The sequence below is a fragment of the Curtobacterium herbarum genome (genome assembly GCF_016907335.1).
Taxonomy (GTDB): domain Bacteria; phylum Actinomycetota; class Actinomycetes; order Actinomycetales; family Microbacteriaceae; genus Curtobacterium; species Curtobacterium herbarum.
On sequence record NZ_JAFBBT010000001.1, the window covers coordinates 663971 to 689411 of the forward strand.

The following is a 25441-nucleotide window of genomic DNA, read 5'->3' on the forward strand; positions in this document are numbered from 1 at the left end:
CGGCACGGGCGACCACGTGGTCGGCCACGACCGGAGGTCACCGATGGAAGTCGTCTTCGTCCACGGCGCACTCGTGCGCGACGGACAGTGGTGGTGGCAGCCGACCGCGGCCCTGCTCGAGGAGCGGACCGGTGTGCGCAGCCGATCGGTCGCGCTGCCGTCCTGCGGTGAGACCGGGGAGCGCGGTGGGCTCGAGGCCGACGCCGCAGCACTCCGGGCGGTCCTCGACGAGCTCGACGACGCCGTCCTGGTCGGACACTCCTACGGCGGCACGGTGATCGCCCAGGCCGGACGGCACGACGCGGTCCGACACCTGGTGCTCGTCTCGTCGTACCTGCCGGACGTCGGGCTGGCGCAGGCGCAGATCATGGCCGGTGAGCCGGACCCGGTCGCGGTGGCCGACGTGGGGGACAGCCTCGTCGCGGTCGACGGGTACGACGCCGCAACGTTCGGGGCGCGCTTCCTGCAGGACGCCGACGACGTCGTGCAGCGCGGAGCCTGGGAGCGGGTGACGGCGCAGTCCGTCGCCGCCCTCGGCACCCCGACGACGGCGGCGGGTTGGCACGGCGTCGACTCCACCTACCTGGTGTGCACGGCGGACCGGAGCACCTCGATCGGTCTGCAGCGGGACCACGCGGGGCGGGCCTCCCGGTCGGTCGACCTGCCGACCGGACACCACCCGTTCATCACCCGACCCGACCTGGTGGTCGACGTGCTGGCGCCGCTCGTCGCCTGACGGGCTGGCGTCCGGGTCAGTGGTCCGTGGGGCTGCTCTCGATCGACGCCGAGTCGGGCTCCTCCGGCAGCAGGTAGCGGCCGACGTCGCCCTCGTCCTGCTCGTCGACGTCGCGCTCGGTGATGATCGCCACCGGGGTCGCGGGGGAGACGAGGAGCACGGCGGGGGTCACCCGGCCGTCGCCGTGGTTGACGTGCAGCCACATGAACGGCTGGTCGCGGAGGCCCGCGTCGATGCGTGCCTGGACGGTCTCGGTGTCCTCGTTCGCGATCGTGTACTGCGTGCCGCCGTAGGTCAGGACCGTGCGCTTCACAGGGTGTCTCCGGAGTCGGTCGGTTCGGGAACGATGCGGAGGCCCGCGGACGAGCCGGCGGTCAGGCCGAGTGCTTCGACCCAGGCGCGGTTCACGGCGGGGATCCGGCTGCCGGAGTAGCGGAAGACCAGCGGCAGCGAGCGGTCCAGCCAGATCGCCGTCCGGCCGTCGCCGAGCTCGACGTCGTCCTTCCACGAGAACATGAAGGACTCACCGCGGCGGAGCTTCATCCCGATGACGATCTGCAGGTGCGTGAGCAGGCGGTCGTCGAACTCGGCGGTGAACGTGGAGTCGTAGACGAGTTTGCCCATGGTGGTGTCCTTCCGCGCCGACTGTCCGGCTCCGGGAAAGCCTAGAGGCCGCGGGACGCTCCGTCGGACCCGGGTCGGCGGAACACACGAGACGCCGCCGAACGCGCGAGACACCGCCGGATCCGGCGGCGTCTCGGGCACTCGGCGGCGTCTCGCGCAGGCGGGAGCGCCAGGGCTCAGTCGCGGACGAACTGCTCGATCGCGACGTCGCCGGTGTTCACGCGGAAGGTCTTGCCGACCGACGCGTCGTCGTGCAGGGCCGCGGCGACCAGCGCGGCGACGTCCCCGCGGGCGATGCTCGAGGACGGGTCGGCGCTCTCGACGGATCCGGTCGGCTCGTCGTCGGTCAGGGTGCTCGGGGCGACGATCGTCCAGTCGAGGGCCGAGTCGCGGAGGACGGCGTCGGCGACGGTCTTCGCCTCGGCGTACGCGAAGAAGTCGTCGTCCTCGGGGACGCCGTGGCCGAGGCCCGCGTCCGACCAGGAGACGAGGACGAAGCGCTGCACGTCGGCTTCGAGGGCGGCGTGCATGGAGCGGATCGCGGCGTCACGATCGACGGCCCAGGTGCGCTCGGCCGAACCTCCGCCGGCGCCGGCGGCCCAGACGATCGCGTCGTGGCCACGGACCAGGTCGGTGAGTCCGGCGATGTCGAGCTGCTCGATGTCGGCGACGACGGGCTCCGCACCGGTGGCGCGGACGTCGTCCTGCTGCTCGGCCTTCCGGATGACCGACGAGACGGTGTCACCGCGGCCGGTCAGGAGCTGTGCGGTGAGGAGGGCGACGCGGCCGTGGCCGCCGAGGATGATGACGTTGCTCATGACCTGGACGGTACGCGCGGGGCCTGACGACGAGGTGGCCGGTGGTCGGCCGGGAGGGTCGCCCCGCGCAGCAGGGCACCGCACTCGGGCAGGATGGCCGGCATGGGCAGCGACGAGGGGACCGCACGGACCGAGGTCGCGTCCGCCGTCTGGGGACGCACGGCTCCGACGCACCGGCGGTACGAGCGACGGTCTGCGGTCGGGACGGGCGAGGCGGTGTGGGAGCGGGCCTCCAGGTCGGTGCTCCGGTGGGGCGTGAAGACCCGCAGCGGCTTCGCGGTGCCGGACGACGCCGCCGTGCGGGCGGGCCAGCGGCTGGACCTGCGCTTCCGGATCGGCCCCGTCGTCGTGCGGGAGCCGGTCGAGGTCGTCGCGGTCGTGCGCACCGACGACCGGGTCGGGTTCGCCTACCGGACGCTGCCCGGCCACCCGGTCGACGGCGAAGAGGCGTTCGTCGTCACCCGCGAGGGCGACACCGTCTGGATGACCCTGCGGTCCCTGACCCGGCCGTCGACCACCCGGGGCTGGGCGCTCGTGTTCCCGCTGCTCCGGGCCGCACAGGTCGTGGTCCGCTGGCGCTACCGGCGCGCGCTGCGCTGACCCTGTGCCGCGCTGACCCCCGGTCGGGATGCGCGGCCCCGATCCGTCGCGATTCGCGGATCCGCGAACGCGTTCGTGTCCGGTCGGAGCCGTGCCGTAGCGTCGCAGACACCAGGACGGACACCATCCCGCAAGTCCCGACATCCCCCGCGATCCGCGGTGGCCGGGCCGCAACGGTCGTCCTGGTCGACGTGGGACCGAACGAGGTCCCTGCAGAGGAGGCGACGCTCATGCCCGCCACCATCACCGCCATCCCGACCCCCCTCACCGGCAGCGCCGCCGACCTCCGGCCGTCGCGCACCGGGACCTTCTCCGAGGTCCGCGAGAGCACCCGACTCCGGGTGCTGATCGCCAGCGCGCTGGTCGTCGCCCTCGCAGCCGTCACCGCATGCACGCTCGCCGTGATCGCCCTCGCGGTCGCCGCGTGATCGCCGCAGCACCAGCGCCGTACGACGTCGTCGCGCTGACCGAACCCATCGACATGACCGCGCTGATGCGCGAACAGGAGGCCCCCCGTGCGTGATTCCACCGTGATGCAGGAACTCCGCTCCGACCCCCTGGAGTGGCACCGTCGAGGCATGTCCTCGCCCCTCGAGATCGACCGGATCGTGATCAGCCGGCTCGGCATCGGCGTCAGTGCCGACCCGACGTACGCCGACTTCTTCCAGGCCGCTGCGTGAACGCCCTCGAGCAGGAGACCGTCCGGATGACGGCCGACGCGACCGGGCTGAGCGCCGATCACCGCGTCGTCTGGGCACGCCTCGGGCGCCTCGAGGCCCTGTGCGCCGAGGCTCTGTGCGCCGGGGCGCTGTCCGCCGGGCGCGCGTCCCTCCGCACCACGACCACGACCATCTGACGTGGGTGTCGCCGTCGCGCAGGAACCGCACCGCTGGGACCGTGCGCGTGTCGTCGACGCCGCCGACCGGGTCTTCACCGCCGGGGGCGCTGCCGGCCTCGACCACGCCGCCGTCGCCACGCTCGCCGGAGCGGACCCGGACGCGGTCCGGGCACACTTCCCGGAACGGATCGACGTCGTCGTCGCTGTGCTGGAACACCGGCACGAGCAGTGGAACGCCGGGCTCGCCGAGGCCGCCGTCGGTGCCGCCGACGCCCGGGACGAGATCCTCACCGTCTTCGCGCACCTCGAGGACTGCTTCCGCGACGAGTCCTGGACCGGCTGCGCCTTCATCAACGGCTACGGCGAGCTCGGACGATCCGAGGCCCGCGTCGCCGCCCTGGCCCACGACCACCTGCGCGGCATCGAGGCGCACCTGCACGTCCTCGCCGGACGCGCCGGCCTGCCCGTGCACGTCGCGGACGCGCTCTCCCTGCTGGTCGAGGGCGCCAAGGTCGAGTCGGCGATCCACCGCACCACCCGTCCGGCGCGCTCCGCCCGGCTCGCGGCGGCGACGCTCATGACGGCGTACGCGCCGACGGCGCACACCGACTTCATCTGAGTCCGCTGCGGCTGCGGCTGCGGCTGCGGCTGCTGCTGCCGCCTCCGGCGACGGACCGTCGGCCGGGAGGCACGGCCTCCTGCCGACGACCCGTCACGTCCGCGGCCGGTCGGCCTGGTGGGTCGGCCGGGTCGGTCGGCCTGGTCAGTCCGCGGTGCGGTCGAGCGTGGTCCGCGGGGTCTCGCCGAACTCGGCCGCGTACTGCTGCGCGAACCGTCCGAGGTGCGCGAACCCCCATGCCGCGGCGACCTCACGCACGGTGACGGCGGTCGGGTCGGACACGAGCAGCTCCTGCCGGACCCGGTCCAGGCGCACCTGCCGGATGTAGGCGTTCGGCGTGGTCTGCAGGTCCCGCTGGAACGCCTCCTGCAGGGCACGCAGGCTGACGTCGAGGTGTCGCGCCAGGGAGCTCGTCGTGATCGGCATCCGGGCGTGGTCGTTGACGTACTCCACGGCCGCGCGGACGTGGATCGACAGCGCCGTGCCCTCGGGGTCCCGGCGCACCGGACGCTGCTGCGGGTACATCTCGAGCAGCGACGCCGCCGCCAGCCGCGCCATCTCGGCGTGCAGCAGGCGACCGGGCGTCCCGTCGCGCAGGGTGTGCGAGATCAGCGACACCGTGTTGTGCCAGGTGCGGACGGACTGCTCCGACGGCGCCGCGGTGTGGTCGAAGCGCAGGCCCGCGGACAGGTCAGCGCCCTGTTCGGTCGCGACGCGTTCGACGACCTCCCGGGACAGGTGCACGAGCCGCTGCTCGTAGTCGTCCATCGCGAACGAGAAGGTCCGGTCGGGCAGCAGGGGCACCGGGACGCCGGGCTCCATCTCGAGCACCGTGCCCCCGGTGTCGAGCCGCGAGGACCCGGACTGCAACCACTGCACGATGACGGCGTCGGACGGCGGCAGGTCCCCGTGCACGTGTCCCGCGAACTGCGAGGTGTGCAGCGACATCGTGCTGTCACCCATGGCCGCGTACCGGAACGAGAACGGGTTCGACACGGGGCCGACGTGCAGGTCGGCGCCGTAGAGGTCCGCGATGAAGGTCGCGGCCTCTCCGAGGTCCGTCCCCGTCACGTCGAGACGCACCGGCATCGCGTCGTCGATCGGCATCAGGCGAAGCATCCCACGACGGCCGTCCCCGGTGGCAGCCCGGTGTCCGGGAACCGCCACGGGGGACCGGCCAGCCGCGTCCTGCGGAGCATCAGCTCGGGTCGTCGTCGCTCGGGTCGGCGTTGCTCGGGTCAGCCGCGGATCGCCTCGCCCAGCTTCACCCGGCCACCCGTCCGGAGCAGCGCGTTCTCGTAGACGCGGGCGCCGAGGAGCACGACGACCAGGGCAGACACCGCGACGACGACGAGCGACAGCAGGGGCTCCCACCACTCGGCCGTGCCCAGGAAGATCCGGACCGGCATGCCGATCGGGGCACTGAACGGCACGTACGACATGATGCCGAGGATCGTCGGGTCGTCCGCGGCGAACACGATGAGGAAGTACGGGATCATCAGCAGCATCATCACCGGGGTGGTCACGCTGCCGACGTCCTCCTGACGGGACACCAGCGCCGCCGACGCCGCGAACAGCGCCGCGATGAGGACGAACCCGACCGCGAAGAACCCGACGAACCACAGTGCGCTCGGACCGAGCAGCGTGAAGAGGTTGTTCTGCCCCGTCACCGCCAGGGCGATCGCGGCCGCGATGGCGATGGCGACGATCTGCCCGAGCGCCATCGCGCTGTTGCCGATCACCTTGCCCGCCAGCAGCGCCCGCGCCGGGATCGCCGCCATCAGGATCTCGACGACCCGGGTGGACTTCTCCTCGACGACGCTCTGCGCGATCGACTGCCCGAACGTCACGGCCGAGGCGAAGAACACCACGCCGAACGCGATGCCCACCAGGGACACCAGGCCCGACGGCAGCGCGCCGGGGTCGAGCAGGTCGACCTCGGGCGAGACGCTGAGCGCCTGCACGACGTCGGTCGGGGCGCTGTCGAGCCCGACGACCCGGAAGCCGAGCTGCCCGCCGTCGGGGACGATCGCAGCGTCCACCTCGCCGTCACGCACGAGCTGCTCGGCGGCAGCCCGGTCGGCGGCCCGCGTCACGTCGAGCCCGTCGGAGCTCGGCAGGGCCACGCCGCTGACCACGGCGACCGGGGTCGTCGCGTTCGCCGTCGACTTCCCGACGATGCCCGCGACGACGATGCCGGCCACGACCATCACGAGCAGGATCACCGCGGAGACCACGAAGGCCTTGCTCCGCAGCCGGGCCTGGATCTCCCGCACGGTGACGAGCCGGACGGCCTCGACGGTGCTGCGCTGGACGATGCTCATCGGACGACCTCCGTGAAGACCTCGCTGAGCCGGGGGACCCGCGGGCCGAACGACGCCACCGCGCCGCGGCCGACCGCACGCTGCAGCACCGCCTGGGCGACGGACTCGTCGGCCTCGAACAGGGCGTAGCCGCCGTCGAAGGCCCGGATGCGGACACCCGGTTCGTCGCGGAGCCAGGCGACGTCGTCCGCCACCAGGATCTCCCACGCCGCGGGACCGGCGTTCCGCCGCAGTTCGTCCTGCGGCCCGGCCGCCCGGATCCGCCCGTCGGCGATCACGACGACGTCGTCGCAGAGCCGCTCGACGACGTCGAGCTGGTGGCTGGAGAACAGCACCGGTACCCCTTCGGCGGCGGTCTCACGGAGGACACCGAGGACCGTGTCGACGGCCATCGGGTCCAGTCCGGAGAACGGTTCGTCGAGCACCAGGACCTCGGGCCGGTGGGCCAGGGCCGCGGCGACCTGGACACGCTGCTGGTTGCCGAGCGAGAGCTTCTCCACCGGGTCGGTGGCGTGCGCGCCGAGCTCGAGCCGCTCGAGCAGCTCCGTCGTCCGGGCCGTCGCACTCCGGCGGTCGACGCCGTGCAGCCGCGCCAGGTAGGTGACCTGCTCGGCGACCGGCATCTTCGGGTACAGCCCGCGTTCCTCCGGCATGTACCCGAACCGACGACGGTCGGCGGGGCCGATCGGGACGCCGTCGATGGCGACCGTCCCGCGGTCGGCGTCGAGCACGCCGAGCATGATGCGCATGGTGGTGGTCTTGCCGGCGCCGTTGCCGCCGACGAACCCGGTCAACCGACCGCGACCGACCGTGAAGCCGACGTCGTCGAGCACCTGGCGCTCGCCGAAGTGCTTGGTCACTCCCTCGATGCTGAGCATGACGGGTCCCTTCCGCAGCGACCGTCGCTGCGCCTCCGACGCTACGAGCGCGGGCGCGTCTCCGCCTCCGGCACGAGACGGGGATCGTGCCGGCGCCGTCTCCGCCGCGCGGGGGAGCGCAGGCCCTCCCGCGAAACGCAACGACGACGACGACGCGCAACGGTGTTCCCTGGCGCGGTGCCGCCCACGTTGCGTTTCGCGGGGGTCAGTCGCCGGAGCGGACCACGCCGTTCTCGTACGCCCACACCACGGCCTGGATCCGGTCGCGCACGCCGAGCTTCTGCAGGACGTTCGACACGTGGGTCTTCACGGTGGCGTCCCCGACGAAGAGCAGCCGGGCGATCTCGGCGTTGCTGAGGCCCCGTCCGAGCAGCCGCAGCACCTCGGTCTCACGCTCGGTCAGGCCGGGCACCGCCACAGGGCCGTGGCCGCGGCCGGGTCCGGGGTCGGGCTCGGGCCGCTCGGCCGCCGTTGCCACGACCGGCACGCTCGCCGTCGTCGCGCGGCTGATCACCCGCCGCGTCACGTCGGGGGAGAGCAGCGCGTCCCCGGCGGCCACGGTCCGCACGGCCTCGATGAGCTTCTCGGGCGAGGCGTTCTTCAGCAGGAAGCCGCTCGCGCCGGCAGCGAGCGCGTCGAACAGGTACTCGTCGGTGTCGAACGTCGTCAGCACGAGCACCGCCGGCGGGTCGTCCGTGGCGGTGATGCGGCGGGCGGCCTCGAGCCCGTCGACCCCGGGCATCTGGACGTCCAAGCAGACGACGTCGGGGCGGTGGGCGGCGACGGCGGCCACCGCTGCGGCACCGTCGCGGGCCTCGGCCACGACCTGCACGCCGGGTTCGGACTCGAGGATCACCCGGAAGCCCGCCCGGACCAGGTCCTGGTCGTCGGCCAGGACCACCCGGATCACACCGTCGGCAGCCATGCCCGCACCAGGTAGCCGCCGCGGGCTCGGGGCCCGATCTCGATCCGTCCGCCGACCGCGGCGACCCGCTCGCGCATGCCGACGTGGCCGAGCCCGCTGCCCGCGGTCGACCGGGAGGCCCGTGCCCCGGCACCCGTGTCCGTCACCTCGAGCTCCAGGGCGTCCGGCAGGTACCGCAACCGCAGGTCGGCGCGGGCGTCGTGACCGGCGTGCTTGAGGACGTTCGTCACGGCCTCTTGCGCGATCCGGTAGGTGACCGAGGCGACGGTCGGCGGCACCGGACGTGCATCGCCGACGACGCTGAAGCCGGTGGCGTGACCGGCGGTCGTGGCGGCGGCGGCCAGTTCCGGCAGTCGCGCGAGCCCCTCGGTGCTCGGTGCGTCCGCGGGCAGCGTGTGCCCGTCGGCGTCGGTCTGGCGGAGGGTGCCGAGCATCCGCCGCAGTTCCTCCACCGCGGTCCGGGCGCTGTCCTCGACGACCCCGAGGGACGCGGCAGCCTGCTCCGGGTCGCGCTCGAGCACCCGTCGGGCGGCGCCCGCCTGGACGCCCATCAGCGAGACGTGGTGGGCGACGACGTCGTGGAGTTCCCGGGCGATCCGGACCCGTTCGAGCGCGACCGCCTGCGCGGCGGAGCGTTCCCGTTCGGCCGCGAGTTCGACCGTGCGCTCGTCGAGCTCGTGCTTGGCGACCGCAGCCGTCCAGGCACGGTTGCCCGAGTACCAGGCGGCGCCGAAGTACACGAGGTTGATGACGATCGCCAGCAGCGAGTTCGCCACGTACGGCGGGATCGCCGAGTCACCGTCGTCCGGCAGCGCGCTCGGCACCGACCACCGGAACACGATCGCCAGGAACACCCACGCGAACATGCCGAGGATCAGGACCCAGCGCACCGCTTCGGCGCGGACCCGGTCGGAGCACCAGGCGCCGACCGTGTACAGGGCGATGAACAGCGTGAAGTTGAGGAACAGCCCCTCCGGCACGTGCAGGAGCTGGGTTGCGGCGAAGGCCAGTGCCGAGACGACGGCGACCGACATCGGGAAGCGTCGTCGGAACGCGAGGGGTCCGGCGTTCGCGACCACCATGAGCGCCGACACCCACCAGGGCGCGGGGTCGTCGTACAGCCCCATCGCACCGTAGAGGACCGTCGACACCGTGAGCGCAGCGGCGAGCACGAGCGCCAGGACCGCGTCCTGTCGGTGCTCCCGCCGCCCCACCGGCAGCCGCGTCCACCCCTCACCCCGAGCCGGGTCGTGCCCGGCGGTCACCCCCGTGCCCGTCATGGGGACCACGGTAGCGGCTCACAACGGCGGGGCCGTCGGCGTGCGTCCGCCTGTGGACGGTGGTCGGGACCCGGCCACCTGTGGAGGGCGACGGACGGGAGGCGGTGGTGCGGGCCTCCCGTCCGTCACCCGGAGCGCGTCAGCGGTAGGCGCGCTCGTACGGTGCCGGCTTGTACGGCAGGTCCACCCGGAGCGCCTGCGCGGCCCGGATCGGGAAGTTCGGGTCGCGGAGCGCGCCCCGCCCGACGAGGACCACGTCGGCCTGCCCGAGGGCGACGATCTGCTCGGCCTGGAACGGGTCGTCGATCATCCCGACGGCCGCGACCGGCACGCCCGTGGCCTGCCGGATCGCCGTCGCGAACGGCAGCTGGTAGCCGGGGCCGACCGGGATCGGGGCGTTCTGGACGTTGCCGCCGGTCGACACCGAGACGAGGTCCACGTCGTGCTCGCCGAGCCAGGCGGACAGCTGCTCGGTCTCGGGGAGGTCCCAGCCGCCCTCGACCCAGTCGGTCGCGGACAGGCGGACCACCAGCGGGACGTCCTCGCCGACCTCGGCCCGGACGGCGTCGACCGTCTCGAGCAGTGCGCGGGCGCGGTTCTCGAGCGAGCCGCCGTACTGGTCGGTCCGTTCGTTCGACAGCGGCGACAGGAACTCGTGCAGCAGGTACCCGTGGGCCCCGTGCAGTTCCAGCAGGTCGAAGCCGGCGTCGACGGCGCGGCGGGCGGCGACCGCGAAGGCCCGGACCACGTCGGCGATGCCCTCGACGGTCAGCTCGGTGGGGACGTGCAGGCCGGGGAATGCGACCGGCGACGGGCCGACCGGCTGCCACCCGCCCTGCTCCGGCGCGACGTTCCCGCCACCCGCCGTCGGACCCCACTCGCGGCTGGTGGAGGCCTTGCGGCCGGCGTGCGCGAGCTGGATGCCGGCGACGGCGCCCTGACTGTGGATGAAGTCGGTGATCGGGCGGAACGCGTCGCGCTGCTCGTCGTTCCAGAGGCCGAGGTCCTGGGGGCTGATGCGGCCCTCGGGGACGACGCCGGTGGCCTCGACGACCACCGCGCCGGCACCGCCGCGGGCCAGGCCGCCCAGGTGCACGAGGTGCCAGGGCGTGGGGACGCCGTCCTGTGCCTCGACCATGTACTGGCACATCGGCGGGATCCAGACGCGGTTCCGGATCTCGAGTCCGCGGAGGGTGATGGGGTCGAAGAGTGCGTGGGTCACGCGGGTCCTTCCCGGTTGTTCGGTTCGTGGGTCTGTCCACAGTACGACTGTCGTCGTACCGATTGCCCGGGAAGGTGCCGCACCAGACCGCCGCGGGTCCTCAGCCGCAGTACTCGTAGGGCGGTCGCGGGTCGTCGCCGACCCAGACGCCGGTCACGAGGTCCCCGCCCTCGTCCATCTCGAAGGTCACCGACCGGTCGCCGTCGCGGACGCTCCAGTAGGCGAACGCGGGGGACGAGTCGTCGCCGTAGCCCGGGGTCCGGGTGAGGCCCGGGTACGCCGCCCGGAGCTGGTCGAGGGTGTTCCCCCGGCCCATCCCCGCCGCGGTGGTCATCGCGCTCGCCTCGACTCCGGTGACCTTGCCGTCTGCCTGCTGGACGACGAGGGACACGTCCCCGGAGCCGAAGATCCCGACGTTCGGGTTGGGGCAGCTGCCGGTCGTCTCCGGAACCACCGCCCTGACCTCGTCCGCGACGTCCTGGTAGGCGCTGCCGATGGTGATCGGCCCGACCCCGGCGCCGCTCACGACCCAGGAGCCCGGTCCGACCCGGTCGGACGAGAGCCCGGCGATGGTGGCCGACAGCAGGCCCGAGGTCGGCGAGTTGACCTGGGTGATCGTGATCCATCGACCGTCGCCGTCCCACCACGAGGTCTCGGTGCCGTCGGCGAGTGGCGGATCGGGCCGGTACGTGCGGGTGCACACCGTGCCGCCGTCGCCCGGTGCGCAGTCGGCACCGGCCGCGCGCAACCCGTCCTCGCGCCCCGAGAGCTCCGCGGCCGAGGCGCTGCCGATGATCACGCGGATGCCGCTGATGTCGGCGCGGGGATCCGCCCAGGCACAGTCGAGCCACTCGGAAGCGGTCCAGGTGCCGCCGCCGTACCGCATCGTCGACGGTGCGGGCACGGTCGTCCCGTCCGGGTGCGCGGGCGTCTGGGTCAGGGGCGCCCTGCCGAAGAACCGCTCCCGGTCCGCGTCGGAGTACAGCGCACGGCAGTCGGTCGGGTACCGCGACGGCGCCGCCGCGCTCGATGCGGACGGCTTCGGAGCCGGGGTGTCGACGACCGGGGCGGACGCCGGGGTGCTCGCGGGCACCGAGGGTTCGGTGGTCGGGCTCGGCGCCGGCGCGGCCTGCTGGACCTGGGGGACGACGGCGAGCGCGACGGCGCCACCGGCCGTGCCGAGGGCGAGGAGGGCGACGGTGGCGATGACGATGCGGCTGCGGTGACGCCGGGGCTTCGGGTGCCGTTCCTCGGCGTGCTCGAGGACGTTCTGCTTCATCGAGACGAGCATCCGCTGCAGGTCGTCTCCGGTGGGGGGCTCAGTGTTCATCGTGCGTCACCGCCTTCTTCAGTCGTGCTCGGGAGCGGGACACCCGCTGGGTCACGGCACCGACGCTCAGCCCGAGCATCGTGGCCGCCTCGGTGTACGAGTGGCCCTCGATCAGGCACAGCTCGCAGATCCGCCGGTCGAGCGGCGGGAGGGCGTCGATCTCGTCGCGGACCCACCGGAGGCGCGCACGGGCCTCCTGGTCGGCTTCCGGAGCCACCAGGTCCGCCGGCAGTTCGTCGGCCGCCCGTCCCGCCACGGCCCGGGCCTGGTTGCGCGCGTGGTTCCGGCACACCACCAGCAGCCAGGGGAGGAGGGCTCGCGTCGACAGCTGCAGGGTGTCGGCCTTCTGCCAGAGCGTCAGGAACGTGTCCTGCACGAGCTCCTCGACGTCCTGCCTGCTGCCGGCCAGCGCCCACGCGTACCGGGTGAGCGTCGGCGCGAACCGGTCGAACGCGTCCGCCAGCGCGGCGCGGTCCCCGCCCGCCAGCCGGCGGGTCAGGGCGACGTCTGCGTCGGTGTCGGTGTCTGTGTCCACGGTGCCTCCTTCACTACAGCAATGTCGGGAGATCGGGGATCCTGACGAAGTCGTGCCCGGCGTGTCCGTGTTCTCCACGGGCGATGCGGTCCTGTGCGCGAGGTCGACGGAACGGCACTACGCTCGGACGCGGCCCGCGACGCGATGCTGCGCCAGGTCTGCGGGCCGTCCAGCTCTGGCGTCCAGGAGGACCGAAGTGACCGATTCCGCACCCGTCGACCCCACATCGACCGCAGGATGGAAGCAGCTCGACGGCATCGCCGCCGGCTTCTCCCCGGACCTCCGGGGGTGGTTCGACGCCGACCCCGGTCGTGCCGAGAAGTACACCTTCCAGGCCGCGGACCTGACCGTCGACCTGTCGAAGGGCCTGGTGACCGACGAGATCCTGCAGGCACTGCTGCAGGTCGCGAAGGACACCGGCGTCGCCGAGCGCTACCAGGCGATGATCTCCGGTGAGCGCATCAACGTCACCGAGGACCGTGCCGTCCTGCACACCGCGCTCCGCCGTCCGAAGGCGACCGAGGGCCTGGTCCCCGCCGCACCCCTGACCGTCGACGGCCAGGACGTCGACGCCGACGTGCACGCCACGCTCGACAAGGTCTACGGCTTCGCCGAGCAGGTCCGCTCCGGCGCCTGGACCGGTGTCACCGGCAAGCGCATCGAGACCGTCGTCAACATCGGCATCGGTGGCTCGGACCTCGGCCCGGTCATGGTCTACGAAGCCCTCAAGCCGTACGTGCAGCCGGGGCTCGAAGCCCGGTTCGTCTCGAACATCGACCCGGCCGACATCCACGAGAAGACCGCGGACCTCGACCCCGAGACCACGCTCTTCATCGTCGCGTCGAAGACGTTCGGCACCCTCGAGACCCTGACGAACGCCCGCCTGGCACGGCAGTGGCTGTGGGAGCGGCTCGGGCTCACCGACGCCGGTGACGACGAGAAGAAGGACGCCGTCGCGAAGCACTTCGTCGCCGTCTCCACCGCGCTCGACAAGGTCGCCGCGTTCGGCATCGACCCCGAGAACGCCTTCGGCTTCTGGGACTGGGTCGGCGGCCGCTACTCGGTCGACTCGGCCATCGGCACCAGCGTCGTCATCGCGATCGGCAAGGAGAACTGGGAGCAGTTCCTCGCCGGCTTCCACGCGATCGACGAGCACATGCGCACCGCCCCGCTCGAGCAGAACGTCCCCGTCCTGATGGGCCTGCTCAACGTCTGGTACACAAACTTCCTCGGAGCCCAGAGCCACGCGGTCCTGCCGTACACGCAGTACCTGCACCGCTTCCCCGCGTACCTGCAGCAGCTCACCATGGAGTCGAACGGCAAGCGCGTCCGCTGGGACGGCTCGGACGTCGTCACCGACACCGGCGAGGTCTTCTGGGGCGAGCCCGGCACGAACGGCCAGCACGCGTTCTACCAGCTCATCCACCAGGGCACCCGTCTGATCCCCGCCGACTTCATCACGGTCGCGAAGCCGGCGCACGCGCTGGCCGACCAGACCGGCGACGGCAAGGCCGTGCAGCCCGGCCAGGACGTGCACTCCCTGTTCCTGGCGAACTTCTTCGCCCAGTCCAAGGCGCTGGCGTTCGGCAAGACCGCGGACGAGGTCCGTGCCGAGGGCACCACCGACGAGATGATCGTCGCGGCCCGCACCTTCACCGGTAACAAGCCGAGCACGTCGATCCTGGCGCCGGAGCTCACCCCGAGCGTCCTCGGCCAGCTGATCGCCCTCTACGAGCACATCGTGTTCACCGAGGGCACGATCTGGGGCATCGACTCGTTCGACCAGTGGGGCGTCGAGCTCGGCAAGCAGCTCGCGCTGCAGGTCGCCCCGGCGGTCGACGGCGACCAGGACGCCCTGGACGCGCAGGACTCCTCGACGAAGGCGCTGATCGCCAAGTACCTCGAGCTGCGCGGCTGATCCGACGCACCTGACACGAGAGGCCCGTCGCTCCGGCGACGGGCCTCTCGTCTGTCACGGCCCGGCGTCAGTGCCGCCGGACCAGCACCACCGACTCCTCGAGCGTCGCCGGCTCGCCGTCCGGCACGGTGACCTGCCGGGTGCGGAGCTCCGCGACCTCGACGCTCCACCCGTCGTCGAGCCCGAGCTGCTCCACCTGCTCGGCCGGCCCGACCAGGGGTTCGGCGTGCGCGTGCTCGCCGTGCGAGGCCCAGGACGGCGAGCCGGCGTGCCCGACGACCGCCAGGTGCCCGCCGGGCGCCACGAACGTCGTCGCCCGTCGGAGCACCGCGGCCCGCGGGAACGACACCGACGAGTGCAGGAACGACGCGGTGACGAGGTCGAACCGGTCCTCGGTGTCCCAGGTCGCCAGGTCTGCCGGCACCCAGGTGAGCCGGTCGCCGAGTCCGACGCGCTCGGCCTCGGCCCGGCCGCGGGCGAGGGCGTTGGCGGCGATGTCGACCGCGGTGACCTGCCACCCCTGCGCGGCGAGCCAGAGCGCGTCGCCGCCCTCACCGCTGCCGAGGTCGAGCGCACGGCGTGCACGAGCCGCCCCGTCAGCGGTCCCGCCAGCGGCCGCCCCGGCTGCTGCCAGGTCACTGCCGGGAGCGAGCAGTCCCACCGTGTCGACGAGCGAGGCGTTCGGCGCCCCCGACCAGATCGGGGCGTCGCCGTAGCGGTCGGTCCAGTAGGCCTCGGCATCGGTGCGGGGAGTGGGTTCTGCGGTCATCCGCGCAGCATCCCACCGGCGCTCGGGGACGGCCAGTACGATTGCCGGATCGGCAACGGCGACGACGTTCCCGGGGTCCGTCCGGCGCAGTCGCAACGGAGACCCAGCATCGATACGGAAGTATGTGCAAGTGACGATCATGACCGAGCGGCCTCAGCAGGACACCCCGAGCGCCGAGACGGAGCGACCCGGCAACGCGACCGTCCGCTTCCGCAACGCCGCAGTCCTGGCCGTCGAGACGACCGTCGCGGACCGCGTGACCACCTCCGCGGACATCGAGGAGAAGCTCGGCGGTGTGCTCCGCCGCCTGCGTCTGCCGATGGGACTGCTCGAGCGCGTCGCCGGCGTGCGGGAGCGCCGCAACTGGGGTGAGAACCAGTCCTTCCAGGACGCTGCGATCGACGCCGGCCGCCGCGCGATGGCTGCCGCGGGCATCGAGCCCGAGGACGTCGGTCTGCTCATCAACACCTCGGTGACCCGTCCGCACCTCGAGCCCTCGGTTGCCGTCCGGCTGCACCACGGGCTGGGCCTGCCGACCTCGGCGATCAACTTCGACATCGCGAACGCCTGCCTGGGCTTCGTCAACGCCATGAGCGTCGCCGCCGGCATGATCGACTCCGGGCAGATCAAGTACGCCTTGGTCGTCGACGGCGAGGACGCGGACCAGGTGCAGCTCAACACCATCGACCGCCTGAACCAGGGCGGCCGGAACCGCAAGGACTTCATGAGCGAGTTCGCCAGCCTGACGCTCGGCTCCGGTGCCGCCGCGGCCGTGCTCGGTCCGGCGGACCTGCACCCGACCGGTCACCGCATCGTCGGCGGCGTCACCCGCGCGGCGACCCAGTGGTACGACCTGTGCGTCGGCAGCGTCGACGGCATGTTCACGGACGCGAAGATGCTGCTCAAGGGCGGCATGGAGCTCGTCGTCGCCGCCTGGAACGAGGCGCGCGCCCACTTCGACTGGACCGACATGGACCGGTACGTGCTGCACCAGGTCTCCGACGTGCACACCAACGCGTTCGTCGCCGCGATCGGCGTGCCGCGCGACAAGGTCCCCACCACGTACGAGCGCTTCGGCAACGTCGGCCCCGCGTCGATCCCGATCACCCTGGCGGACGAGGTCGCCCGCGGCTCGATCCGCCCCGGCGACCGCGTGTTCCTCGGCGGTGTCGGCTCGGGCATCAACACGGCGATGATGGAACTGCACTGGTGACAGCGCGGTTGCCCCGCGCCGCCGTGAGCACGGCTCCGGCGACGCTCCCGCCGCCCCTGCCCGGACTCGACCCGGCCTGGTCCCGCCTGGTCACGGTCCCGGGGACGCCGTCGGACAGCTCGGGAGGCCCGGCTCGCCCCGCGCGCACCTGGCACCTCCTCGACACGGCCGCGTCCCTGACCGCACTCGGCGTCGAGCCCGTCGGCACGCTGCTCTGCGTGCACGGCAACCCGACCTGGTCCTACCTGTGGCGCTCGGTCGTCGCGCAGTCCCTGGCGGTCGCCGCGGCCGGCGGTCCGGCGTGGCGCGTCGTCGCCGTCGACCAGCTCGGCATGGGCTTCTCGGAGCGCACCGGCGTCGACCACCGCCTGGCCGACCGGGTCGCCGAGCTCGGCAGACTGACCGACGAGCTCGGACTCACGGGTCCCGTCGTCACGCTCGGCCACGACTGGGGTGGTGTCGTCTCCCTCGGGTGGGCCGTCGACCACCCGGACCTCGTGGTCGCGGTGACGACCTGCAACACCGCCGTGCACCAGCCCGCGGACGTCCCGATCCCGGCACCGCTCCGGCTGGCGCTCCGCCCGCAGCTGCTCGGTCGGGCCACCGTCGTCACCCCGGCCTTCATCGAGACCACTCTGGCGATCGCGCACCCGAAGCTCGACCGAGCCACCGCCGACGCCTACCGGGCGCCGTACCGCGGCGCTGCCCGACGTGGTGCGGTCGGTGGGTTCGTCGCGGACATCCCCGTCGACTCGGCGCACCCGAGCGCGGCCGAACTCGACCGCATCGCGACCGGTGTGGCCGCACTGCGGGTCCCGGCCCTGCTCCTCTGGGGGCCGCGCGACCCGGTGTTCCTCGAGCGCTACCTCGACGACCTCGCCGCCCGGCTGCCGCAGGCCGACGTGCACCGCTTCGAGGGCGCCGGTCACCTGCTGCCGGACGACGCCGACGTCGCCGGGACGGTGTTCGACTGGCTCGGCGACCACCTGCCGCACGGCACCGTGCCCACCCAGGCCGGACCGGGCCTCCCGGCTGGACCGGACCTGCGGACCGACACCGAGCGCACCAACGTCACCGAGCGCACCGACGTCACCGAGCGCACCGACGTCGCCGAGCCCACCGGCGACGCTGACGGGCCCGCCCACCGCCCGCTCTGGACACACCTGACCGAGCTCCGCGACAGCGACGAGCCAGCCCTGGTCGAGATGGCCGCACCCGGCGGGACCCGCACGATCACCTGGCGTCTGCTCACCCGACGCATCGACGAGGTCGCCGCCGGACTGCTCGACCTCGGCGTCCGGCACGGCGACCGCGTGTCGCTCCTGGTGACCCCTGGCGCCGACCTGACCGCCGCGCTGTACGCGTGCGTGCGGATCGGCGCGGTCGTCGTGGTCGCGGACGCGGGACTCGGGCTCGGTGGCCTGACGCGAGCCGTCCGTGGCGCCCGCCCGGACTGGATCATCGGCGCGCTGCCGGGCCTCGCCGCCGCACGCGCGCTCGGCTGGCCCGGACGCCGGATCGCGACCGTGGCGCTGCCCGCCCCCGCTCGTCGGGCACTGCGCGTCGAGCACACCCTGGCCGCCGTCGCCCGTCGCGGTGCCGTACGTCTGGCCGCCGGTTCCGCGCTGCCGGACGCTCCCGCCGCCGACGCCCCGGCCGCGGTGCTGTTCACCTCCGGGTCGACCGGCCCGGCGAAGGGCGTCGTCTACACGCACGGGCAGCTCGGCGCGGTGCGGGACGCCCTCGCCGGCCAGTACGACGTCGGTGTCGGCACCGGACTGGTGGCGGGCTTCGCCCCGTTCGCGCTCCTCGGACCTGCCCTCGGAGCACGCTCGGTCGCCCCCGACATGGACGTCACCGCGCCCCGGACACTGACCGCCCGTGCGGTCGCGGACGCCGTCGTCGCGGCCGACGCCACCGTGGTGTTCCTCTCGCCGGCGGCGCTGGCGAACGTCGTCGCGACCGCCGCCGCGCTCACCGACGACGACCGGCGGGCCCTCGGCCGCGTGCGGCTGTTCCTGTCCGCCGGCGCCCCGGTGTCGGCGGCGTTGCTCACTGCGGCGACCGAGCTGATGCCGAACGCCAGTGCGCACACCCCGTACGGCATGACCGAGGGACTGCTCATGACGGACGTCGACCTGGACGGCGTCCGCGCTGCCGGGACGTCCGGGTCCGAGGGCATCTGCGTCGGCCGACCGGCTGCGTCGGTGCAGGTGCGGATCGCCCCGCTCGACGATGACGGCCGCGCGACCGGAGCGCTCACCGAGACGCCGGACGTCACCGGCGAGATCGTCGTCGTCGCCCCGCACGTGCGCGACCACTACGACCGGCTCTGGCGGACCGACCGTGCCTCGCGCCTCGGCGTCAGCGACCCGCGCGGCCACCGCACCGGCGACGTCGGGCACCTCGACGCCTCCGGCCAGCTCTGGGTCGAGGGTCGCATGCAGCACGTCGTCACGACCCCGGGCAGCGTGGTCACACCGGTCGGTCCCGAACAGCGCATCGAACGGGTGGACGGCATCGGCCGTGTCGGCATCGCGGGTATCGGCCCCGCCGGCACGCAGCAGGTCGTCGTCGTCGTCGAGACCGTCCCGGCCGTCCGTCGCCCCGGCCTGGCGGACCCCGACCTGGCCGCCGCGGTGCGCGTCGCCGCCGGGGTCCCGGTCGCGGCGGTCCTCGTGGTGCCGGTGCTGCCGACGGACATCCGGCACAACTCCAAGGTCGACCGGGCACGGCTCTCCCGCTGGGCGTCGTCGGTGCTCGCCGGGGGACGGATGACCCGCCCGTGAGGGTCCTGGTCACCGGTGCGAGCGGCTTCCTCGGCCGCGCGGTCGCCGCTGCCGTCCGGGACGCCGGGCACGAGGTCCGGACGTTCCAGCGGCGCCCCTCCCGGGTCGACGGCGTCACGGACCTGCTCGGCACGATGACCGACCCGGCAGCGGTCCGTTCGGCGGTCGACGGTGTCCAGGCGGTCGTGCACCTGGCCGCCAAGGTGTCGCTGGCGGGTGACCCCGCCGAGTTCGAGCGCGTCAACGTCGACGGGACGCGCGACCTGCTCGCTGCCGCCCGCGCCGCCGGAGCCACGCGCTTCGTGTTCGTCTCGTCGCCCTCCGTCGCCCACACCGGGGCGTCGATCGCCGGCGACGACGCCACCCCGGCATCCCCGGAGACCGCCCGCGGCGACTACGCCCGGACGAAGGCCGCCGCCGAACGCCTGGCCCTGGCCGCCGACGCCCCCGGCTTCGCGGTCGTCGCCGTCCGCCCGCACCTGGTGTGGGGTCCGGGTGACGAGCAGCTCGTCGGGCGCATCGTCGACCGTGCCCGGAGCGGACGCCTGCCGGTCCTGGACTCCGGCGCCGCCCTGATCGACACCTGCTACGTCGACAACGCCGCCACCGCGATGGTCGCCGCGCTGCACCGCGCCGAGGACGTCCACGGCCGGGCCTACGTCGTCACGAACGGGGAGCCCCGTCCGGTCGCCGAGCTCCTCGCCGGGATCTGCACGGCCTCCGGCGTCCCCGCACCTCGTCGGCACGTGCCCGCCGCGCTCGCCCGGGTCGCCGGGTCCGCGATCGAGGCCCTCTGGCGCGTCCGTCCGGGCACCGACGAGCCGCCGATGACCCGGTTCCTCGCCGAACAGCTCTCGACGGCGCACTGGTTCGACCAGCGTCGGACCCGTGCGGACCTGGAGTGGGCGCCGTCGGTGTCGATCGACGAGGGGCTGCGCGCGCTCGCCGCCGCGGCCGATGCGGACGGGCACATCCGCCGTCCGTAGCGTGGTGGACATGACCACCTCTGTGCTCGTCGCCGGTGCGACCGGTGACCTCGGTTCGCGCATCGTCCGTGAACTCCTGCTCCACGACACGCACGTGCGCGTCCTCACCCGCGGGGGATCGAGCCGGGCGTCCGAGCAGTTCGCCGACCAGGACCGGGTCGAGGTCGTCGTCGCCGACTACACCGACCGGGCTGCGCTGCTCCGGGCACTCGAGGGTGTCGAGGTCGTCGTCTCGGCCGTCAGCGGCACCCGCTCGGTCATCGTCGACGCGCAGCGGGCCCTGCTCGCGGCCGCAGTCGACGCCGGTGTGCCGCGGTTCGTGCCGTCCGACTACGCCGCCGACTACCGTTCGGTCACGCCGGGCACGAACCGGAACTTCGAGCTCCGCCGCGAGTTCGCCGCCGACGTCGACGCCGCGTCGATCCGGGCGACCTCGGTGCTGAACGGTGCCTTCGCCGACATGCTCACCGGGCAGGCGCCGCTGGTGCTGTTCGACCGGCAGCGCGTGCTGTTCTGGTCCTCGCCCGACCAGGTGCTCGACTTCACCACGAAGGACGACGTCGCCTGGGTCACAGCGCACGTGGCGCTCGACACCGACGCCCCGCGGGTCGTCGAGGTGGCGGGGGACCGGGTGACCTCGCGGGAACTGGCGGCCACGATGTCACGGCTGACGGGGCGGACGTTCCGGTTGCAGTGGGCCGGTACCACGGGCCTCCTGTCCGCGATGGCGCGCACAGGGCGGCGGCTGTCGTCGACCGAGGACGAGACCTTCCCGGCCTGGCAGGGGATGCAGTACTTCGTCAGCATGTTCAGCGGCGAGGCCGAGCTGCGCCACGTCCGCAACGACCGCTACGGCCCGCACGAGTGGACGTCGGTGCGGGACGTGGTGGCGGCGCACCTCGGTACCGACTGACGAGACGGCGTCGCGCCGCCGCGGCGGGGTCGAGTGGGCCAGACACCGCCGAGTGGCCGAGACGCCGCCGAGCGGCCGAGACACCGCCGCGTGGCCGAGACACCGCCGGATGTGGCGGCGTCTCGACGACGGAGCGGCGTCTCGACGATGTGGCGGCGTCTCGCGTCCGGCGGGGGGTCCCACCGCCCGGGAGGCCCGCACCACGTCGGTCGTCCGGGGTACCGTCGTCGCATGGACCGTTCCGAGATCCTCGCGGCCGCAGCAGCGGCCCACGCCGCACGCATCGCCGCCGCGGGCGGTGACGACACCGCCGCACGCGACCGTGCCGAGGCCGCCTCGGCCGCGCCCGCACCCGAGCGCCGCCGGTCCGCGGACGCTGAGCGTGCCGCCGAGTCGGACCGTGCCGCCGACCGCACCGAGGGTGCGCTGTCGGACTGGCGCCGGATGGGCACCCGCCGCGGGGTGACGCCGGACGCACAGGTGCGGAGCGCGTGGACGGTCACGGGCATCCCGGAGCAGGGCGACGCCCGTGCCTTCGCGAACGTGCTGCTCTCCACCGCCGGGCACGCGGGCCGGGTCGCCGACGCCGCCCGCCGCAACGAGCGGTTGACCGGAGCGGCTCGGGCTGCCGCACGACGGACGGTCCGCCGCTACACCGACCACGGTGCCGGTATGTCGGCGATCGGCGACGTCCTGGACGCCGGACCGGTCGAGCGCGCCGAGTCGGTCGAACTGGACCTGCCGGACGACGTCACCGAGACCTCCGACACCACCGATCGCTGAGACCGGCAGGCATCCCGCTGCCGGGACGGGGCTGCACTACCGCCGGTAGGGGTCCAGGTTGAGGACCGTGTCCTCGTACAGGTACTGCTGGTCGCCGTAGACGGTGACGTCCGGGTTGAGCCAGACCAGGTCCTTCACCGACAGCCCGAAGCGAGCGGCGACCGAGCCGATGAGGTCCTCCGACGCGATCCGGTAGGCGGTCGGGGCGCCGTCGGTCGAGCCGTCGCTGCTGGACCGGCCAGTGGCGTTCGGCTGGGCACCGCCGTCGACCGGGTGCACGTTGGTCGTTCGGGCCGGCACCGACCACCGGACGGGCTGCACGGCGAGCACCTTGCCGGGGCCGATCTCGACGGGCAGGTCCGGGCTGGCCGAGGTCGCCGCCGAGTAGATGACGATCGCGCCGAGCCAGGACGGGTCCGCGCGGCCGGGGTCGAGCGCCGTCGCCGCGGGCGCTGCCGCGGCTCCCGGGCCGCCGAGCGTCGTGTCTCCCACCCCGTGCCAGGTGATGCCGTCGCCGACCGCGGGCGGCGTCTCGAGGAACGTGGTCGCGACCGGCACCGGCAGGGTCGAGGTGAAGCTCGTCCACTGCGCGGTCGGGGTGCCGTCGGTGCCGACGACGACCCGGTAGTGGAACCGCACGCTGCCCTTCGGCGTGACGACGTCCGCTTCGCTGAGGACACTGCCGACGGGGATCGGCGAGACCGTGGGGTCGGGGGCGGCGGCCTCGGTCGGGACGGCGGTCGGGGTGCGGGGCGAGGCGGACTCCGCGACGCGGCGGGCCTCGGCGCTGGCGCTCGGGTCGGCCTCGGGGGTGGCGGGGGCGGTGCTGGCGGTGCTCCGGACCGGCGCGGGGAACTCGTCCGGGCCGCGGAGCAGCGAGCACCCGGCCGTGGCGGTCGTGACGACGACGGCGAGCGCGAGCGCTGTCGTCAGTCGTCGTCGTTTCCCCTGGAATCCGTCCCCGTGGTGCATGGTCCCCCTGCGCTCGTCCGCTGCGATCCGCCTCGTGCGTGATGGATCGTCGTCTTCTGACCCGGAGAGCCTACGGCGTCGGCCGTGTCGGCGGAGTGGGAAGATCAGAGACGGTCCACTCCGCGAGTGCACGCCCGCGATGGACAGTGGACCGCTCCGATGCTGACCAGGGCTTTCATGGACCGGTCCAAGTCGCAATACGACATGTTGTCCGGTTGACAGGACAAAGTTTCTGGGTCACGATCACTCCCACGCGATGACGCGCGATCACGGACGAAGGAGTCACCGACATGGTCGACATCAAACCGGCAGCACCGACCGTCGCCCTGCCCCCGAACGGCGCCGGTCCCCACCAGCGACGCCTCGGGATGCTGGCGCTGGTCGCCACCTTCGGCGGGCTGCTCTTCGGCTACGACACCGGGGTGATCAACGGCGCCCTGCGGCCGATGACCATCGAGCTCGGCCTGACGAACTTCACCGAGGGGGTCGTCACCAGCTCCCTGCTCTTCGGTGCCGCGATCGGTGCCATGCTCGGCGGCCGCATCGCCGACGGCTGGGGCCGACGCAAGACGATCCTGGTGCTGGCGGTGACGTTCTTCGTCGGCACCCTGGCGTGCGTGTTCGCCCCGACCTTCGGCGTGATCGTCGTCGGTCGTGTGCTCCTCGGCCTGGCGGTCGGCGGCGCGTCGACGGTCGTCCCGGTGTTCCTGGCCGAACTGGCCCCGTACGAGATCCGCGGGTCCCTGTCCGGCCGCAACGAGCTGATGATCGTCATCGGCCAGCTTGCCGCCTTCCTGGTGAACGCGGTCATCGGCAGCCTGTGGGGTGAGGGCCACGGCGTCTGGCGCGTCATGCTCGCCGTCTGCGCCCTGCCCGCGATCGCGCTCTTCGTCGGCATGCTCCGGGTGCCGGAGTCGCCCCGGTGGCTCGCGTCGAAGGGGCGCAACGCCGAGGCGCTCGACGTCCTGCGCCAGATCCGCTCCGACGACCGTGCCGAGGCCGAGATCGAGGACATCAAGCGCAGCAACGAGCTCGAGGCGCAGATCCAGCACGAGAGCGGCTGGCGCACCCTGCTCGGCAACAAGTGGCTGATCCGGATCGTGCTCATCGGTGCCGGCCTCGGTGTGGCGCAGCAGCTCACCGGCATCAACTCGATCATGTACTACGGCCAGACGGTCCTGATCGAGTCCGGGTTCAAGGCGTCCGCCGCCCTGATCGCCAACATCGCCCCCGGGGTCATCGCCGTCATCGGTGGCGTCATCGCGATCGCGAACATGGAGCGCATCAACCGCCGGACCACGCTGATCATCGGGTTCTCGCTGACCACGGTCTGCCACTTCCTCATCGGCATCGCCTCGGTCGCCCTGCCCGACGGCAACCCGGCCCGCCCCTGGGTGATCCTGTTCCTCGTCGTCGCGTTCGTCGGGTCGATGCAGACCTTCCTCAACATCGCCGTCTGGGTCGTCCTGTCCGAGATCTTCCCGACGCAGATCCGGGCACTCGGCATGGGCATCTCGGTGTTCTGCCTGTGGATCGCGAACGCCTTCCTGGGGCTGTACTTCCCGACGATCGTCGCCGCGACCGGCATCACCGGCACGTTCTTCGGCTTCGGTATCGTCGGCCTGCTGGCCCTGCTCTTCATCTGGAAGTTCGTGCCGGAGAGCCGCGGCCGCACCCTCGAAGAGGTCGAAGAGGGCGTCACCACCGGCAACATCTTCACGGTCGACAAGCACGGTCGTCGCGCCTGACGCAGGCGACCGCCGGTCGCGTCGCGAGCGGGTGACTGACGGGAGGCCCGGTGCCAGCTGGCACCGGGCCTCCCTCGCAGGCTCGGTCGGCGCGCCCGCGCGACGCTCCGCGTCGCCGCTGAGCGGGCGCGCCCGTCCGTCGGACAGGATGGACGCATGAGTGACGCCGCACCCGAGGGGACCGACGAGCTGCTCGCCGCATCGCGGGGCCTGCTCGGGGTGGTCGCCCGGTCCCTCGGCCCCGCGCTCGAGGACGTCACGGTCGCGCAGTTCCGGCTCATCGTCCTGGTCGTGACGCTGGGCCCCACCCGGTCGGGCGACCTGGCGGAGCGACTGGCTGTCGGCCCCTCGACGCTCACCCGCAACGTCGACCGACTGGTGTCGGGCGGTTGGGTGGAGCGTCGGCCGGGCGAGGGGAGCCGGCGCGAGGTCCGCATCGCGGCGACCGAACGCGGTCACGTCCTGGTCGACGAGGTGACTGCCCGGCGACGGCAGGAGCTCGCGGAGGCGCTCGCGCGTGTACCCGCCGACCAGCGCGCCGCGGTGGTCGCGGGGATGGCGGCGCTGCGGCGGGCGATGAACGAACCGCTGCCCGAAGAGATCTCGGTGTTCGGCGGCTGA

Annotated in this window: 27 protein-coding genes; 14 read left to right on the forward strand and 13 right to left on the reverse strand. The window is 73.1% G+C overall.

Going from position 1 to position 25441, the window contains the following annotated elements; genetic code table 11:
* The first annotated feature begins 43 nt into the window (after window positions 1-43).
* Window positions 44-736, forward strand: a complete 693-nt coding sequence (locus tag JOD51_RS03260; RefSeq protein ID WP_204607016.1) for an alpha/beta hydrolase — start codon at window positions 44-46, stop codon at window positions 734-736.
* Between the two features lie 16 nt (window positions 737-752).
* Here the strand turns inward: JOD51_RS03260 and JOD51_RS03265 are convergent, their stop codons facing one another.
* The 3 genes from JOD51_RS03265 to JOD51_RS03275 all read right to left on the reverse strand — a co-directional run bounded on the left by JOD51_RS03265 (window position 753) and on the right by JOD51_RS03275 (window position 2178).
* Window positions 753-1049, reverse strand: coding sequence for a hypothetical protein (locus JOD51_RS03265; RefSeq protein ID WP_204607017.1), 297 nt, complete (start codon window positions 1047-1049; stop codon window positions 753-755).
* On the reverse strand, window positions 1046-1360 hold the full coding sequence (locus JOD51_RS03270; RefSeq protein ID WP_204607018.1) for a DUF7882 family protein: 315 nt from the start codon (window positions 1358-1360) through the stop codon (window positions 1046-1048). Before JOD51_RS03270 ends, JOD51_RS03265 begins: the two co-directional genes overlap by 4 nt.
* A 176-nt stretch (window positions 1361-1536) precedes the next feature.
* Window positions 1537-2178: an NAD(P)H-binding protein gene (locus tag JOD51_RS03275; RefSeq protein ID WP_204607019.1), complete on the reverse strand. Its 642-nt coding sequence runs from the start codon at window positions 2176-2178 to the stop codon at window positions 1537-1539.
* Between the two features lie 102 nt (window positions 2179-2280).
* Here JOD51_RS03275 and JOD51_RS03280 point away from each other — a divergent pair, with 102 nt between their 5' ends.
* From JOD51_RS03280 to JOD51_RS03300, 5 genes are all read left to right on the forward strand, one after another.
* Window positions 2281-2778 (forward strand): DUF1990 family protein, encoded by a 498-nt coding sequence (locus tag JOD51_RS03280; RefSeq protein WP_204607020.1) that lies wholly within the window; start codon window positions 2281-2283, stop codon window positions 2776-2778.
* A 230-nt stretch (window positions 2779-3008) separates the two neighbouring features.
* Window positions 3009-3206, forward strand: coding sequence for a hypothetical protein (locus tag JOD51_RS03285; RefSeq protein ID WP_204607021.1), 198 nt, complete (start codon window positions 3009-3011; stop codon window positions 3204-3206).
* A gap of 87 nt (window positions 3207-3293) precedes the next feature.
* On the forward strand, window positions 3294-3458 hold the full coding sequence (locus tag JOD51_RS03290; protein WP_204607022.1) for a hypothetical protein: 165 nt from the start codon (window positions 3294-3296) through the stop codon (window positions 3456-3458).
* On the forward strand, window positions 3455-3634 hold the full coding sequence (locus JOD51_RS03295; RefSeq protein ID WP_204607023.1) for a hypothetical protein: 180 nt from the start codon (window positions 3455-3457) through the stop codon (window positions 3632-3634). Before JOD51_RS03290 ends, JOD51_RS03295 begins: the two co-directional genes overlap by 4 nt.
* Window position 3635: 1 nt before the next feature.
* Window positions 3636-4235, forward strand: coding sequence for a TetR/AcrR family transcriptional regulator (locus JOD51_RS03300; RefSeq protein WP_204607024.1), 600 nt, complete (start codon window positions 3636-3638; stop codon window positions 4233-4235).
* 144 nt (window positions 4236-4379) lie between these two features.
* On the opposite strand, the gene JOD51_RS03305 is transcribed toward JOD51_RS03300, so the two are convergent.
* The 8 genes from JOD51_RS03305 to JOD51_RS03340 form a co-directional block, all read right to left on the reverse strand.
* Window positions 4380-5342 (reverse strand): AraC family transcriptional regulator, encoded by a 963-nt coding sequence (locus JOD51_RS03305; RefSeq protein ID WP_204607025.1) that lies wholly within the window; start codon window positions 5340-5342, stop codon window positions 4380-4382.
* A gap of 131 nt (window positions 5343-5473) precedes the next feature.
* Window positions 5474-6559, reverse strand: coding sequence for an ABC transporter permease (locus JOD51_RS03310; RefSeq protein ID WP_204607026.1), 1086 nt, complete (start codon window positions 6557-6559; stop codon window positions 5474-5476).
* On the reverse strand, window positions 6556-7437 hold the full coding sequence (locus JOD51_RS03315) for an ABC transporter ATP-binding protein (RefSeq protein WP_204607027.1): 882 nt from the start codon (window positions 7435-7437) through the stop codon (window positions 6556-6558). Before JOD51_RS03315 ends, JOD51_RS03310 begins: the two co-directional genes overlap by 4 nt.
* Before the next feature lie 205 nt (window positions 7438-7642).
* Complete coding sequence (locus tag JOD51_RS03320) at window positions 7643-8362, reverse strand: response regulator (RefSeq protein WP_239539758.1); 720 nt, start codon at window positions 8360-8362, stop codon at window positions 7643-7645.
* Window positions 8344-9642, reverse strand: coding sequence for a sensor histidine kinase (locus JOD51_RS03325; protein ID WP_204607028.1), 1299 nt, complete (start codon window positions 9640-9642; stop codon window positions 8344-8346). The genes JOD51_RS03320 and JOD51_RS03325 overlap by 19 nt, the downstream gene beginning before the upstream one ends.
* Before the next feature lie 139 nt (window positions 9643-9781).
* Entirely contained in the window at window positions 9782-10864 is a 1083-nt protein-coding gene (locus JOD51_RS03330; RefSeq protein ID WP_204607029.1) for an NADH:flavin oxidoreductase/NADH oxidase, read from the reverse strand.
* A 100-nt stretch (window positions 10865-10964) separates the two neighbouring features.
* Complete coding sequence (locus JOD51_RS03335; protein WP_204607030.1) at window positions 10965-12194, reverse strand: hypothetical protein; 1230 nt, start codon at window positions 12192-12194, stop codon at window positions 10965-10967.
* Window positions 12184-12729: an RNA polymerase sigma factor gene (locus tag JOD51_RS03340; RefSeq protein ID WP_204607031.1), complete on the reverse strand. Its 546-nt coding sequence runs from the start codon at window positions 12727-12729 to the stop codon at window positions 12184-12186. The genes JOD51_RS03335 and JOD51_RS03340 overlap by 11 nt, the downstream gene beginning before the upstream one ends.
* 196 nt (window positions 12730-12925) lie before the next feature.
* Here JOD51_RS03340 and pgi point away from each other — a divergent pair, with 196 nt between their 5' ends.
* Entirely contained in the window at window positions 12926-14647 is a 1722-nt protein-coding gene (pgi, locus tag JOD51_RS03345) for a glucose-6-phosphate isomerase (RefSeq protein ID WP_204607032.1), read from the forward strand.
* A 67-nt stretch (window positions 14648-14714) separates the two neighbouring features.
* On the opposite strand, the gene JOD51_RS03350 is transcribed toward pgi, so the two are convergent.
* Window positions 14715-15416 carry a class I SAM-dependent methyltransferase gene (locus tag JOD51_RS03350; RefSeq protein WP_204607033.1) on the reverse strand — a complete coding sequence of 234 codons (702 nt, stop codon included), beginning with the start codon at window positions 15414-15416 and terminating at the stop codon, window positions 14715-14717.
* A 139-nt stretch (window positions 15417-15555) separates the two neighbouring features.
* Here JOD51_RS03350 and JOD51_RS03355 point away from each other — a divergent pair, with 139 nt between their 5' ends.
* From JOD51_RS03355 to JOD51_RS03375, 5 genes are all read left to right on the forward strand, one after another.
* Window positions 15556-16629 (forward strand): 3-oxoacyl-ACP synthase III, encoded by a 1074-nt coding sequence (locus tag JOD51_RS03355; protein WP_204610741.1) that lies wholly within the window; start codon window positions 15556-15558, stop codon window positions 16627-16629.
* Window positions 16626-19418: an alpha/beta fold hydrolase gene (locus tag JOD51_RS03360; RefSeq protein WP_259559203.1), complete on the forward strand. Its 2793-nt coding sequence runs from the start codon at window positions 16626-16628 to the stop codon at window positions 19416-19418. Before JOD51_RS03355 ends, JOD51_RS03360 begins: the two co-directional genes overlap by 4 nt.
* Complete coding sequence (locus JOD51_RS03365) at window positions 19415-20404, forward strand: NAD-dependent epimerase/dehydratase family protein (protein WP_204607034.1); 990 nt, start codon at window positions 19415-19417, stop codon at window positions 20402-20404. The genes JOD51_RS03360 and JOD51_RS03365 overlap by 4 nt, the downstream gene beginning before the upstream one ends.
* Before the next feature lie 10 nt (window positions 20405-20414).
* Window positions 20415-21317, forward strand: coding sequence for an NmrA family NAD(P)-binding protein (locus JOD51_RS03370; RefSeq protein ID WP_204607035.1), 903 nt, complete (start codon window positions 20415-20417; stop codon window positions 21315-21317).
* A 231-nt stretch (window positions 21318-21548) separates the two neighbouring features.
* Window positions 21549-22100 (forward strand): hypothetical protein, encoded by a 552-nt coding sequence (locus tag JOD51_RS03375; RefSeq protein ID WP_204607036.1) that lies wholly within the window; start codon window positions 21549-21551, stop codon window positions 22098-22100.
* Window positions 22101-22136: 36 nt separating this feature from the next.
* Here JOD51_RS03375 and JOD51_RS03380 read toward each other — a convergent pair whose 3' ends face one another.
* Entirely contained in the window at window positions 22137-23072 is a 936-nt protein-coding gene (locus tag JOD51_RS03380; protein ID WP_204607037.1) for a LysM domain-containing protein, read from the reverse strand.
* Window positions 23073-23362: 290 nt separating this feature from the next.
* Here JOD51_RS03380 and JOD51_RS03385 point away from each other — a divergent pair, with 290 nt between their 5' ends.
* Together JOD51_RS03385 and JOD51_RS03390 are read left to right on the forward strand one after the other, a co-directional pair.
* Window positions 23363-24820, forward strand: a complete 1458-nt coding sequence (locus JOD51_RS03385) for a sugar porter family MFS transporter (protein ID WP_204607038.1) — start codon at window positions 23363-23365, stop codon at window positions 24818-24820.
* Window positions 24821-24976: 156 nt separating this feature from the next.
* Window positions 24977-25441, forward strand: coding sequence for a MarR family winged helix-turn-helix transcriptional regulator (locus tag JOD51_RS03390; RefSeq protein ID WP_204607039.1), 465 nt, complete (start codon window positions 24977-24979; stop codon window positions 25439-25441).